We start from the raw sequence: 13,078 nt of genomic DNA, 5'->3' as shown, positions 1-13,078 counted from the left end.
ATTCAGAATAAAAATTATGTTAAGTAATTTAGAATGTTAATTAATGGGAAATTATTTATAATAAAAGATAATAAATAAACTTAGTGAGGGTTAAAGATGAAACTACAAAAAGCACCTATTTTACACTTGTTCAAACTTGAAGTTGATCCTAAAAATCATGACAAATTAATTCAATCAATGTTGGATGCTCATTTAGATCAAAATGCATTGTTCATGCAAAGTGGTCACGAAGATGAAGCTGGACACAAGAATTATGCCGTTGAATGTTTCCAAGATGATACACAATATCAAAAACGTTTAAATTCAGAAGAATACCAAGCCTTTTTAAAAGCCAGTGATAAGCTGCTAACTGAAAAAGTTGATGTTGAATTACAACCAGAGTTTATTTCAACCAAGCCAGATAAATTGAATGTTTCTGGTGAAAATGACTATGTTGTTTACATGACTGAAATAGGCGTACAACTAGGCAAAGGCGATGAGTTTGCCAATGGCGTGTTAAAAGAAATGAAAGCTGCCGTTGAAAAAGAAGTAGGCATTATGGTAATGATTGCTGGAACTGTGATGAACCAGCCTAATGAGTGGCTTTCATTAGAAGTTTATCAAAATAAAGATGCTTATCAAAAACACCTTGAAACTAAGCACTTTAAGAGATATCTTGAGGCAACAAAGTTCTGTGTTGAAAGCAAAGGCCTTCATTTACTTAAGTCAGACTTTGTTTCAGATCAAGGACAAATTTTTTACCGTCCTTAAAATGATACTAGGAAAAAGTGTCTATGTCCTGTAAAATATAGACAGAGTCAAGTCTAATGCATACCAAAAAGAGTTACTTCATTTGGAAGTAACTCTTTTATTATGTTGATATTAATCCTCTACAGCAGAGTAATTAAATTGTTTAACAAAATGGATAATTAAACCGATAATTAATCCAGCTAAACTGAAGGTCAACCAGCTAAATCCTAGATGGAACATAGGCAAGTAGCGTTCAGCGTATGAAAGAATAGCTTGGATTAAAGGCGTTGAACGCAATACTTCTGGTAAAGTGTTGATCATATCGAATAAGGCAGGAATCAAGGTTAAGGCAGTAGTTATTTTGTAAACGACCGGATCATTTTTATATAAAGGTGAAAGAATACCCAAGATTACCAATGAGATAGCCAATGGATACAGAAGCATTAGGACTGGAGTAGACCAGCTAATGATCGTATCCAAGCCCATGTTGGCGATGATAAATGAAAGAAGGCAATTGATAGCTAAGAAGGTCTTGTATGAAATCTTAGGGAAACGCTTATGGAAGTCTTGGGCAAAGGCAACAACTAGACCCATTGCGGTAGTGATGCAAGTGATCGTGGTTAAAGCCGCAATTAATGCATCCCCAGCAGTACCCAAATAATGATGAGAAATTTGTGCTAAAGCTGTACCACCGTTTGAACTTAACTTGAAGTCGTGCAAACTTGTCGCACCAAGCCAGATCAAACAAACGTAGATGATGGCAATAGCGAAGATGCCAAACATGCCGCTTTTAACTGTAGTGATCGCCACGTCTTTTTCTCTCTTAAAGCCAAGGCTGCAAATTGAAGTGATCACCGTAATACCGAAGGCAAGAGCTGCCAAGCAGTCCATCGTGTTGTAGCCTTCTAAAAAGCCGTTAGTAAATGCGTTATGAGCGTAGCTTGCAGTAAAAGCTGCGTCCTTAGCGGCACCCATCGGGTTTGAAAAGGCTAAAAAGAAGATGAGAAATAATAAAAGCAGGAACACTGGATTCAAAATTTTCCCAATTAAATCAGTAATCTTTGCTTCGGTAGCAGAAAGGAAAAATACGATACCAAAGAAAATAGCGGAGAAGATAAGTAAACCAACTTTTTGCATATTGCCTGGTAAAAGTGGGGCAATACCGATAGTATAAGGAACTGTTGCAGTTCTAGGCGTAGCAAACAAAGGCCCTAAGGTTGCATGGATTAAAACTAGAAAGATCAACGCATATTTTTTACCGATTGGCTTTGCTAGCTCAAAAATCCCGTGTGAGTGAGTAATACTGATCGCAATCAGTGCCATTAGTGGCAATAAACCACTGGAAATTAAGAAGCCACTACTCGCAGCCAGCCAGTTTTTACCAGCTAATTGACCCAAGTGAACAGGAAAGATTAAGTTTCCGGCTCCAAAGAGCATACCGAAAATTAAAGAAGCAATAATTATAGTTTTACGAAAAGAATTAGTTTTATTCATTTTCTCTATCCTTTCTGTATTACCACCATGAAAAAAGGCGCCCCTCAAGCAAGTTGCTTAAAGGACGCCTTTTGCGTGTTACCACCTTTGTTTACATTGTTATCGCTAACAATGCCTTACGCGTACATGAAAAAATCAGATACGTTGGTGCAGTAACGGGCACTCCCGGCTAAAACTTCCCATTGGGTTGCCTTAGTCACTCATAGATTACTTTCAATTGTCTTAATTCATACCTGCTTTCACTATCTCAGGCTCGCTGACTAAACTGACGACAATCTACTCTTCTATTCATAGTGTGTAAAAAATCTTGTTGATAAGTAATATACAGGATAGTTTTCTTTTCGTCAACAAATTTTTTATTTAAACAGATCATTAAAGGCTTCACTCATAGTAGGGTGAGTGTAGATTTGATCACGGAGTACGCTAGCTGGGATTTTTGTTTTGATTGCCATAGAAATTTGATTAATCAGTTCATAGGATTCAATGCCGTATAATGTGGCACCAAGAATTTGATCGGTATCAGGATCGACTAGGGCTTTAAAAAGACCACGAGTATCTTTAGCTACGCGAGCCTTTGGAATAGCTTTGACAGGAAGCTTCTTAAGAAGATAGTTAATACCTTGAGCTTGGGCTTGTTTTTCATTTAAACCTACTTGGGAAAGGGCCGGAGTGATAAAGACGCTGTAAGGAATATTGATTCGGTCGCTGACGACGCGCTTGCCGCTGCCAAAAAGTTGATCTTTGATGATGCGGTAATCATCTAGAGAAATGTAAGTAAATTGTGGGCCGCCTTTGACATCGCCGATAGCCCAGACATTTGGCACGCTAGTTAGCAAGTGATCGTCAACTTTTATTGCACCTCTGTCGGTGAGTTGGATGTCGGTATTTTCCAAACCAAGATTTTCGGTATTCGGTTTTCTACCAGTTGCAGCCAAAATTCGGTCAGCCTTGATTGAAAGCTCTTGACCGTTCTTTTCGTAGAAAACGGTGTCGTCTTCAACGCGATTGATCTTTACGCCAAGTTCAAATTTGATGCCGGTATTTTCAAGATCTTGTTTGATCATTTGACTAATGTCATCGTCTTCACGTGATAAAAAATCGCTGTGAACGTCCAAGACTGTGACCTGGGTGCCGTAGTTTGCAAACATGTTGGCAAATTCAAGACCTATGTAACCACTACCGATAATAGTGAGTGTCTTAGGCATTTTAGTTTGATCCATTGCTTCAGTAGAATTGATTACCTTAGTGCTGTCAGCCAGACCTGGAATTGGAGCATAGTTAGGCAGGGCACCAGTGTTAATGAAAATGCGCTTGCCACGGTAATGGTCTTTAGTACCGTCTTGCTTAGTGACTTCTATTTCATGATTATTTAAAAATTTAGCAGTACCGTCTAAAACTGTGACTGTCTTTTCATCGGCAAGCATGTGATAATTGGCATTTCTTAGAAAAGCGGTCATATCATTTTTACCATTGATGGCATCAGTGAATTCTACACCATTAGCAGCTTCAATGATTAACCGTTTGGATGGCAAGCAGGCGATGTTAATGCAGGTACCACCATACATTTGATTCGATTTTTCGATTACTAAGACTTCCTCGCCCTTAGTGGCTAAGAACTTTGCTAGGGTTTTACCACCTTTGCCGAAGCCAATGATAATGTTTTTGATTTCTTTAGTTTCCATATTAATAGTCCTCTTACAAAAAGTAATGATGAATGTACAATATTTATTTTAAAGAAAATATATAATTTGTCATCTTTTTTGCTTTATGAGTGTTGAGTTGTGAAAAAATAACAGAGTTATAGACAATTGGAGGATGTCATTATGAGGGATATAATAAATGAGAAAACATCAGTTAAGAATAAAAATTATCCGTTGGTTTAATTACAGTTTTCCTAGGATCGATTTTCTTCTTAAGTTCTGGACAACCAGCACACACAGCTGAAGTAAGCGCTAACTCTAATGCTAATGGAGAAGCAACTTCAAATAAAGATGCCAAGGCACATGTAACTGATTCTTTGATTGCATTAAATGGCCCTAAGGGCCCGGAAGGAGTCGAGAAGCTAGGATAACAAATTGATGGTGTTCATCAACAAACTGTTAAAGATGAATTACCAACTTTGAGCTTAAATGATTTAACTCCTGATCAATTGGGAAAGTTGCAATCAGCAGTAGGTAGTTTGGATCCTAATGAATCACTTGAGGATCAAGGAATTACCTTGACATGGAAAACTAAACCAGATGTTGATGCTGTGGGGGACAAGCCATGGTGTAGCAGAGCTTACTTACACTGATAATATTGGTGATACTCCGCAAAAAAGAAGCACTATCATCAAGATCGATGTCGATGTTCGTGAAGGACAAAAGAAGAACGCTGGTCAAGTTAGAAATCGCTTAACCTATATTGATGCAGATAGTAATCAGATTGTTGAATCTTGATTGGGTTGGTAATAAGAATACTGACAATGAAAAATTTAACGATATGCAATATGTGTTGGATCAGGCTGTTGAAGGATTAGGTTATGGAATGGTTGAAATTAATTCGGATATTTACAATTTGGCACAGTTTGGTAATGAAGACCAAACTATAAATCGTTTTGTTAAGAAAATTTCTGATAAGCCATTAACTTGGTCACAAGCAAATGAAGAAGCTTCAAATAACAAATTAAACTATGATACTTCTACTTTCCTTGATGCTGACGGCTATACTATGTTGGATGCTAATGATTCGGCTACATTGATTGCTAATGTTGGTACTTTACCAGATGGGACCGAGATTACGTGGAAGACGGCTCCTAAATTTGATAATGATGGTATTTTAACTAATACCCCCGTTATTTCAGTGAAGGAGCCAGATAAGGCGGAATTGGAAAACTGATGAGGACAAAGCTCAATTGCACACACCAAGCTATGATTATACTTTGGAGTGGAAAAATGAGCCTCTCGTCGATAAGATAGATGAAAATGGTAATCATATCACCAAGTTCGTGTTCCTGTAAGTCTGGCTAAAGATGCTAGTCAGTTAAATCCAGCTCAATTCTCAGGTGATCAAGATAAATTAGTTGATGCAATTGCACAACAAGTTGCTGATGAGCAGAACCGAGGACCAACGATTCAAGCATTCAGAGAAGAAGCACCAAGTCCAGAATTAATTGCTAAGGTTAGAGAATGTATTCTTGATCCTGAACATGAACGCTGGAGTTGGACATTGGAACCTGATTTGAAGAAATCAGGTTATACAATTAGCTTTGCTAAATTCACACCACTTCCAACTGATGATCCTAATATTACTAATGCATTAAGTGCTTTAGTAAGTTCAATGGGTATAAGGATGAATGTTGAGCCACAAATCGTTAATGCTGGTGAGAAAAATATAACTCGTTGTTACTGATCCTAATGGTAATGAAACGAGAACTGATCAGGTAGTTCACTTTACTTCTACTGGTAAACGTACTCTATTGGGTGGTCAAGTTGAAGACATCCATTGGGATGCAGGTACCAACAACGGTCAATGTGATAAATTCGTGGCTCCAGCAATTGAAGGTTACACTGCAGTTAACTCACCAGTTGCAGCAGAAAAAGTAACGATAGATACTAAAGATACAGCGGTTCATCTTACCTATAAGAAGAATGGCAATCCAACTAACCCAGGCGATGGTGGTCAAAAGACAACTCCAACAAGTCAACCTACTACTCCTACTACACCACAAGTTAAACCAGAAACTACTCCAACTGAGAATACACCAGTAACGCCAAAACCAACTGTTAATGCTCCTGTTCCTCATGGGGAAAAGTCTGTAACTCCAAGCAAGCATAATAATACTGTCGCCCCTCACGGCCAAAATGGTCCAGTAAACAAAGTAGCTGCACCTCATGGTGAAATGGGCCCAGTTGTTAAACATGCTGTTTCTTATAAAGGTACTGTTGTACCAGAGGCTCAAGTAGTTCCTAATAAGAAGGATTCGAACACTGCTCATCAGTTGTTCCAGCAGGGTAATTTGGATGACGCACAAATTACAGGAACTACGGCTCAAGGAATGCAGAACGATAAGAACTTAAAGCATTTGCATCGAGCAGGAGTTTATTATTTACAACTTAATATGCGAAAGAATCGCGTTTTCTCTAATGCTAAAATGCGTCACGCACTAAATTTAGTATTAGATAAAAAGCAACTTGCACGTAAAGTTTTGGCAGATGGTTCTACGCCAGCCGATACTTTTGTAGCACCAACGCTAGCCAAGGATCAAAGTACTGGTGTCGACTTTGCTAAGGAAATGAAGCCAGAAGAGACGCACAACGTAGCTAAAGCACAAAAATTATGGAATGAAGGATTAAAAGAAGAGGGTAGAAAAAAGGCAGACTTAACTTATTACACGTATGATCAGACGATTAATAAAAATATTGCCCAATTCGTTCAATCACAGGTTGAAACTAAGTTAAAGAATGCCAAAGTCGAAATTCATGCGGTTCCTGCGAAAAACGTTCAGGATAATGTCATGCGTGGTAATTTTGATATGTATCTAAGCTTGTGGTTAGCTGACTATACAGATCCAATGAGTGATATGGATGTTTTACAATCAAATAATTATTAAAATCATGGTAGATATAATAGTGCCGATTATGATAGATATGTAAAAGCAGCTAAGAGTAAAAGTGCTGAAGAAACTGATCACTATTGGGAAAATATGCGTAACGCGCAGAATCAGTTGACCAAGGATACAGCCGTAGTGCCTCTTTACAATATGACTGAGAGTCATTTGGCAAGAAAGAATTTAAGAGGAGTATTATGGCACTCGGTTGGTGAAGTTGATTATACTAGATCCTATTTTGATTAAATGAAATAAACTCCAAGGTTCAAAAAAATCTTGGAGTTATTTTGTTATGCATAATTATAATTATGTAAAGTGACGATGAAAAGAAAAATACTTGGTCATTTGACCAAGTATTATCAGAGGGGAAAGTTCGATTTTTGTTAATAGTTATTTAGACGATTGTTGTCTGTCTTTTTAACTTTAACTGGGGTAGGAGCTTTAATTAAAACGAAACTGATAGCCATGAGGCCTAAAACTATCATTGCGGATAGAAGTACTTTAAACATTACCCTCATTCCTTTCTTTTGTTTGATTTTAAAATACAGGACAAAAATTAAGAATTGTTAGGCAAAAGGTAATATATTGCTAAAGAATTCTAAGAAAAAGTTGACGTTGATCAAGTTGTGATTTTGTTTGCTCTTTTAAACTAATTAATGAAATGAGGAGGAACATCTATGGTTAAAATTCAACGCTTTTTTATCAAATATAAAAGACAGATCTTAATAACAATTACTATTTTGCTTATCTTAGCTGAAATCTTTCAGTGGGTATTCAAATTAACATTGTTATATCAAATTCTGATGGCAGTTGCCGGTGTAATTGGCGTAATTCCGATAATTTTAACTGCTATATCATCCTTGAAGGTCAAGTTAATTTCAATTGATGTCTTAGTTTCTTTAGCCGTGATTGGTGCTTTTATTATTGGTGAATTTAATGAGGCCGCAATCGTTACTTGGCTCTTTATGCTGGGCGAAGTTCTGGAAGATTTTACGCTTAAAAAGACAAGATCCGCAGTTTCTGATTTGGTTAGTATGGCTCCACAAACAGCATTAGTAGTGCAAGAGGATGGGTCTACCGAAGAAGAGGATGTTGATTTTATCGATTCTGGCGATCAAGTAGTCGTTAAAACTGGGGACCAAGTGCCAGTAGATGGGAAGATTATTAGTGGTAGTGGCAATTTGGATGAAGCTAGTATCAATGGTGAGTCTAGATTAGTAAATAAGGGTGTCGGGGATACAGTTTATGCCGGCACTATGCTTGAAAATGGTAATTTAACGGTTGAAACTACGGCGGCTGGTGAGGACACTACTTTTGGCAAAATCATTGAAGTAGTTGAAGAAGCCGAGGATTCTAAGTCTCATACAGAAAAGCTGATTAATCGTTTTGCCAAGTATTATACGCCATTGATTTTAATCATAGCTCTTATTGTAGGTGTGATTACACGCAACTTTAAGTTAGCGATCACAATTATGGTTCTTGGTTGCCCCGGTGCATTAGTAATTGGCGTGCCTGTTTCTACAGTGGCTGGTATAGGCAATGGTGCCAAGAACGGCATTATTTTTAAGGGTTCACAAGTTATGGATGAGATGCGGAAAGTTGACGAAATTGCTTTTGATAAAACGGGCACATTAACTATTGGTCACCCAGAAGTAAGTGCTGTAAGAGTTTTAAATGGAGATAAAGCCAAGATTATTAAACTAGCTGCCGCGATTGAAAAGAAGAGCAATCATCCGTTAGCTAATACGATTGCAAAGATGGATCCCTTTGTCATTGATGCAGTGGTTGAGACTGTTAAAGGTGAGGGAGTTATTGCTACATATGAACAAGAGAAGTATTTTGTAGGCAATTTACAACTGGTTGAAGAAAATACTAAAAAAAATGCTGAATTGGAAAAAATTGCAGATGATTTAAGCAGCCAGGGCGATTCGATTGTTGTCTTTTCAAATCGAGATCAAAGTTTGCTAGCTATATTCGGGATCAAGGATCAACTTCGTCCACAAGCCAAAAAAGCTTTGCTAAAACTGAAGAAACTTGGCATTAAGAAGCTAGTTATGCTGTCTGGTGACAAGCAACAAACAGCAGAAAAAATTGCAACTGAATTACCACTTGATGAAGTTCACGGAGAGCAGTTGCCTAGCGATAAAGCTACTTTTATTAAAGCTGAGCAACAAAAAGGAAACAAGGTCGCGTTTATTGGTGATGGCATCAATGATGGACCAGCCTTAGCTAGCGCCAATGTCGCAATTGCTGTTGGTAATGGTACAGATGTAGCTGTTGATGTTTCTGATATTGTTTTAGTCAAAAACGATTTAAAGCAAGTAGCTTACGCCTTTTCTTTATCCAAGAGAACGATTCTAAATATGAATGAGAATATTGCGCTTGCTTTGTTAACTGTTCTGATTTTGTTTATTGGGTTATTCGTGGGCTATATCGAGATGGCTAGTGGGATGCTAGTTCATGAATTGAGTATTTTAGTAGTCATTTTAAATGGTATGAGATTATTGAAAAATCGCTAATAACTTGATGATCATCAAGTTTTGAATCTGAATTAGGCTTTACCATAAACACGAGAAAGGAAGTTCAAGTTATGAAGAAAGTAATGATGAAGTTAGATGGCATGACTTGCCCATCTTGTTTAACTAAAATTGAAAAGGCTGTAGAGGAAACTCCTGGAACAGACAATATTAAGGTTTTATTTAACGCTGGAAAATTAAAGTTCGTGATGGATCCGACTAAAACTAATTCAGATGAAATTAAAAGCGCCATTGAAAAGATGGGTTACGAAGTTAAAGGTGTTAAGGAAAAGGATATTTAAAAATGAACGCAGAAGAAAAGTATCAAGCAGAGTTAAAACAGAGTGATATTGATCATCATACTCCGACTGCAGGCGCAATGATGGGCCATATTATTGCTAATTTGGCTATTCATTCATTAAAAATTAATCAAGCTAGTTTGTTTGCTAGGGGTGCAGCTAGTTTGTTTTTAAGCGAAAATGCTAAGAAATGGTTAGATTTTGAAAAAGAAGAATTCGAGCAGTTGAATCACTTGTTAGTTAATAACGGTGAAAGCATCCCTACAACTACTGACCAATTTAAGGAATTCACCATGTTAGAAGAAAATGGTGCAGATAAATACAATTATGGGGATGCACAACTCTTTGCCTTAGTTAAAGACTTTGATACACAAACTTTATTTATTACTAAGGCAATTGCTTTAGCTGAAAAAGAAGATTGGCCAGAGCTTGCTCAAAACTTAACCAATTTATTAGCTTGGATTAAGGAGCAAATTCGTCTTACGCAAAACTTCTTAGGCCATGATTTGCGTGAAGGACTATATAATGAAGAAGACGAAGACGAAGACGATGATGATGACGATTTTTAGTTAAAAGGTGAAGAAAATGGCAGATTTATGTGTACGTTTGGTTCCATTATTTAATACTTTAAATGAGGCAGATCAGTTAGAGATAGAAAAGCTGGTAAGAAAGAAGAACTATCAAAAAGGTGAACTAGTAATGGATCCGACCGGCAATAATCTAGTCATTGTCGCATATGGGAGTGCCAAGCTTTATAGCTTAGATAAAAATGGTCATGAAAATATTACGCAGATTCTTCATACAGGTGATTATGCTGGTGAAGACTGGCTACTTGGTAAAAATGATGGCTCTATTTATGTCGAAGCAACGGGAAATAGTAAGATTTGTCTATTGAACAGGCAAGACTTTTTAAATCTGTTAAAAAAGCAGCCTATGCTAAGCATTAAGTTGCTTGAGCAAAGTATGACTAAGATGCAAACAATGCAAAGGCAAATAGATCTGTTGTCTTTGCCTAAAATTGAAGATCGCTTATCTGAGTATTTACAAGAATATGCGGTAAAAGTTGGTAAAAAGACGTTTAATTTGCCGTTAAAGATGAAGGATCTAGCATTATATTTAGGAACTACGCCGGAAACTTTGTCACGTAAGTTTGCCTTGCTGGAGAAACAAGGCGTGTTAACGAGAAAACTACGCAAAATTATTTTGAATTAATAAAAAAGCAGAGCAAAGCTCTGCTTTTTACATTGATAAAATTATGTTAAGTTCTACTTGCCGATGAAGCTTTCTGGGATGCACCCTGGTTGATCATTTGAATAGAAATATCTTTCTTACCAAGAGGGTAGAAAATGCTGGCACATAGAGTCAACTTGTCCTTCATACCTTCACCAACAACCATCGTGATGGCATAGTCGTCAATCCATTGCATCTGATCAGGATTTAAACTGGTTTGAATTTCGTTACAAATGACATCGATCAATTGATCGCTTAAGGCATCTTTTTTAAAGATAACGGTCAAATCATCAATACCAGATGGCATGTGTTCGTAAGAAACATGGTGACGGTTGAAAATTTCCATTAATTTTAAGGTAAAAACAGCGCCTTTATTAAGCATGTATTTTCTCAAATAAAGGGCCGCAGAGTTTTTACCACCAGCGATACCGGTAATCGTGTGCTTAGGTTTCAGGGTTAACTTCAGCATTATTCGGCGTACCAGTAACAATTAAGCTCACATCTTTTGGCTCAAGAAAGCGAGTTTTAATACCTTGATGCTGCAAAATTTTAGCTATTAAAATAGCGTTTAAACGCTCACCGTGAGCCTTAAAGGATCGGCATTAGGATAATCTAATTGTGGCAAGATTAACAGCATACGCTTGATTTCAGCTAGCTCTGATTGTGGCAAATCAAAATACTGGGCAATTAGTTCGTAGCGCTGTAAATTTTATTAACGATATCCTGATAATTATTGCTTCTCAAACTAGTGTAAGCATAGGTGATTAGTAAATCAGTCACCTTAGTATCATCACTATTTCTTTTTCCAGGTGCGGATACTACAATAACTTTGCGTTCGGGATCATTTTTGACGATGTTTAGTGCTTTATCGACACTATTTCCGGCAGCTAGAGAGGAGCCGCCAAACTTAACAACTTTCATATCTATTCCTCTAAATGAATTGCTTTAAATCTAAAATTGAACTGATAGCTGCTTCCATGTTGACTGGATCAATTACTTTTTCAACGTGTGGTTCGTGGTCAAACAAGGTGCGTACACCGATGGATAATTGACCACCCAATTCATCATGCAACTTCTTAATAGCAGCTACGCCAGTTTGAGGACAAACTCTACCTGTAATAGCCTCATAAACGGTTTCAGGGAACTTATAAGGACTAGCAGTAGACACAATCACCATTGGTGTTTGATCGTTTGTCTTGCTCTTATATTGCTGAGCAACGTATGAACCTACTGCAGTATGAGGATCAATTACGTAGCGATCATAATTGTAGACGCGGTGAATTTCTTCTTTTACTTCATCTTCAGTGGCAAAACCAGCCGCAAAAATAGTTTGTAATTTGTCTAAGACCTCTTTGTCGACTTGGTAATGACCTCTTTGCGTTAATTGATTCATTAGACTAGCAATTTTTTCATTATCTTTATCATATAAATCGAATAAAAGTCGTTCTAGATTGCTTGAAACTAAAATATCCATTGCTGGTGCGTTAGTTAAATGGAACTTACGACGCTTGTCGTATTCACCTTTGGCAAAAAAGTCAGTAAGAACGTTGTTTTCATTTGAAGCACAGATCAATTTGTTGATTGGCAAACCGAGTTTTTCTGCATAGTAACCAGCTAAAATGTCGCCGAAATTGCCTGTAGGTACGGTAAAGTTTACTTTGTCGCCCAAGTTGATTTCACGACGGCGAACCAATTGACCATAAGTGTAAAGGTAATAAGAAATTTGAGGAACAAGACGACCAATGTTCATTGAGTTAGCAGATGAGAATTGGAAACCGTTTTGGTTTAGTTTCTTTCTGAAGTTTTCATCGTTAAAAATCTTCTTTACTTCAGTTTGCGCATCGTCAAAGTTACCCTTGATCGCGATGGCTTCCAAATTGTCGCCGTGTTGACTGAGCATTTGTTTAAGTTGGACAGGGCTAACGCCGCCTTCAGGATAGAAGACGATGACGCGTGTACCTTTTTGGTTAGCAAAGCCACGCATTGAAGCAGTTCCGGTGTCACCAGAAGTAGCAGTCAAGATAATGATGTCACGATCGATTTTCTCAATTTGTACTGCACGTGTCATTAGCTGTGGTAACATCTGCAAAGCAATATCTTTAATTGAACTTCTTCTGGCATTGAAGTTGAAAAGTCACCTACATAAACTTCCTTGGTAGTCTCACCTTCTGGTTCAAGGAAAATTTGGTGACGATCCTTATCAGCAAAACGTACAACCTTGT

General features: G+C 37.5%; 13 protein-coding genes, 3 pseudogenes and 1 other annotated feature. Of the genes and pseudogenes, 11 read left to right on the top strand and 5 right to left on the bottom strand.

The annotated features are described in order from the left end of the window. Positions 1 to 96: 96 nt before the first annotated feature. The gene (locus tag BN1206_RS05750; RefSeq protein ID WP_013642109.1) at positions 97 to 750 is read left to right on the top strand and encodes a putative quinol monooxygenase; all 654 of its coding nucleotides are present in this window, start codon (positions 97 to 99) and stop codon (positions 748 to 750) included. A 111-nt stretch (positions 751 to 861) separates the two neighbouring features. Here BN1206_RS05750 and brnQ read toward each other — a convergent pair whose 3' ends face one another. Both brnQ and BN1206_RS05740 read right to left on the bottom strand, forming a co-directional pair. Then, positions 862 to 2,223 carry a branched-chain amino acid transport system II carrier protein gene (gene brnQ, locus BN1206_RS05745; RefSeq protein ID WP_013642108.1) on the bottom strand — a complete coding sequence of 454 codons (1,362 nt, stop codon included), beginning with the start codon at positions 2,221 to 2,223 and terminating at the stop codon, positions 862 to 864. Between the two features lie 57 nt (positions 2,224 to 2,280). Then, positions 2,281 to 2,524, bottom strand: a binding site (T-box leader). Positions 2,525 to 2,579: 55 nt separating this feature from the next. Continuing rightward, positions 2,580 to 3,905, bottom strand: coding sequence for an FAD-dependent oxidoreductase (locus tag BN1206_RS05740; RefSeq protein WP_014565924.1), 1,326 nt, complete (start codon positions 3,903 to 3,905; stop codon positions 2,580 to 2,582). A gap of 437 nt (positions 3,906 to 4,342) precedes the next feature. Here BN1206_RS05740 and BN1206_RS09900 point away from each other — a divergent pair, with 437 nt between their 5' ends. The 10 genes from BN1206_RS09900 (at position 4,343) to BN1206_RS05700 (ending at position 10,838) form a co-directional block, all read left to right on the top strand. Next, entirely contained in the window at positions 4,343 to 4,516 is a 174-nt protein-coding gene (locus tag BN1206_RS09900) for a hypothetical protein (RefSeq protein ID WP_158304736.1), read from the top strand. Continuing rightward, the gene (locus BN1206_RS05735; RefSeq protein WP_013642106.1) at positions 4,464 to 4,661 is read left to right on the top strand and encodes a hypothetical protein; all 198 of its coding nucleotides are present in this window, start codon (positions 4,464 to 4,466) and stop codon (positions 4,659 to 4,661) included. Before BN1206_RS09900 ends, BN1206_RS05735 begins: the two co-directional genes overlap by 53 nt. Further along, positions 4,648 to 5,100 carry a hypothetical protein gene (locus BN1206_RS05730; RefSeq protein WP_013642105.1) on the top strand — a complete coding sequence of 151 codons (453 nt, stop codon included), beginning with the start codon at positions 4,648 to 4,650 and terminating at the stop codon, positions 5,098 to 5,100. Before BN1206_RS05735 ends, BN1206_RS05730 begins: the two co-directional genes overlap by 14 nt. A 330-nt stretch (positions 5,101 to 5,430) precedes the next feature. Further along, complete coding sequence (locus BN1206_RS05725; protein WP_013642104.1) at positions 5,431 to 5,613, top strand: hypothetical protein; 183 nt, start codon at positions 5,431 to 5,433, stop codon at positions 5,611 to 5,613. Positions 5,614 to 5,680: 67 nt separating this feature from the next. Beyond that, positions 5,681 to 6,814, top strand: coding sequence for an ABC transporter substrate-binding protein (locus BN1206_RS10125; RefSeq protein WP_231575987.1), 1,134 nt, complete (start codon positions 5,681 to 5,683; stop codon positions 6,812 to 6,814). A 93-nt stretch (positions 6,815 to 6,907) separates the two neighbouring features. Further along, positions 6,908 to 7,057 carry a hypothetical protein gene (locus BN1206_RS10120; protein ID WP_231575986.1) on the top strand — a complete coding sequence of 50 codons (150 nt, stop codon included), beginning with the start codon at positions 6,908 to 6,910 and terminating at the stop codon, positions 7,055 to 7,057. Positions 7,058 to 7,488: 431 nt separating this feature from the next. Next, positions 7,489 to 9,330, top strand: a complete 1,842-nt coding sequence (locus tag BN1206_RS05715; protein ID WP_013642102.1) for a heavy metal translocating P-type ATPase — start codon at positions 7,489 to 7,491, stop codon at positions 9,328 to 9,330. A gap of 71 nt (positions 9,331 to 9,401) precedes the next feature. Further along, positions 9,402 to 9,629 carry a heavy-metal-associated domain-containing protein gene (locus BN1206_RS05710; protein ID WP_013438096.1) on the top strand — a complete coding sequence of 76 codons (228 nt, stop codon included), beginning with the start codon at positions 9,402 to 9,404 and terminating at the stop codon, positions 9,627 to 9,629. Positions 9,630 to 9,631: 2 nt separating this feature from the next. Further along, positions 9,632 to 10,195, top strand: a complete 564-nt coding sequence (locus tag BN1206_RS05705) for a DNA-binding protein (protein WP_013642101.1) — start codon at positions 9,632 to 9,634, stop codon at positions 10,193 to 10,195. A gap of 16 nt (positions 10,196 to 10,211) precedes the next feature. Further along, positions 10,212 to 10,838 (top strand): Crp/Fnr family transcriptional regulator, encoded by a 627-nt coding sequence (locus BN1206_RS05700; protein ID WP_013438094.1) that lies wholly within the window; start codon positions 10,212 to 10,214, stop codon positions 10,836 to 10,838. A gap of 73 nt (positions 10,839 to 10,911) precedes the next feature. Here BN1206_RS05700 and BN1206_RS09515 read toward each other — a convergent pair. From BN1206_RS09515 to BN1206_RS09510, 3 pseudogenes are all read right to left on the bottom strand, one after another. Next, positions 10,912 to 11,777, bottom strand: a pseudogene (locus BN1206_RS09515) (aspartate kinase); the annotation flags it as partial. A 10-nt stretch (positions 11,778 to 11,787) separates the two neighbouring features. Beyond that, a pseudogene (gene thrC, locus BN1206_RS05685) lies at positions 11,788 to 12,960 on the bottom strand (threonine synthase); the annotation flags it as partial. Next, positions 12,948 to 13,078, bottom strand: a pseudogene (locus BN1206_RS09510) (FAD-dependent oxidoreductase); the annotation flags it as partial. The pseudogenes thrC and BN1206_RS09510, both read right to left, overlap by 13 nt.

This window comes from Lactobacillus sp. OTU4228, from assembly GCF_001006945.1.
Taxonomy (GTDB): Bacteria; Bacillota; Bacilli; order Lactobacillales; family Lactobacillaceae; genus Lactobacillus; species Lactobacillus amylovorus.
This window is presented reverse-complemented; position numbering and strand designations above follow the sequence as displayed.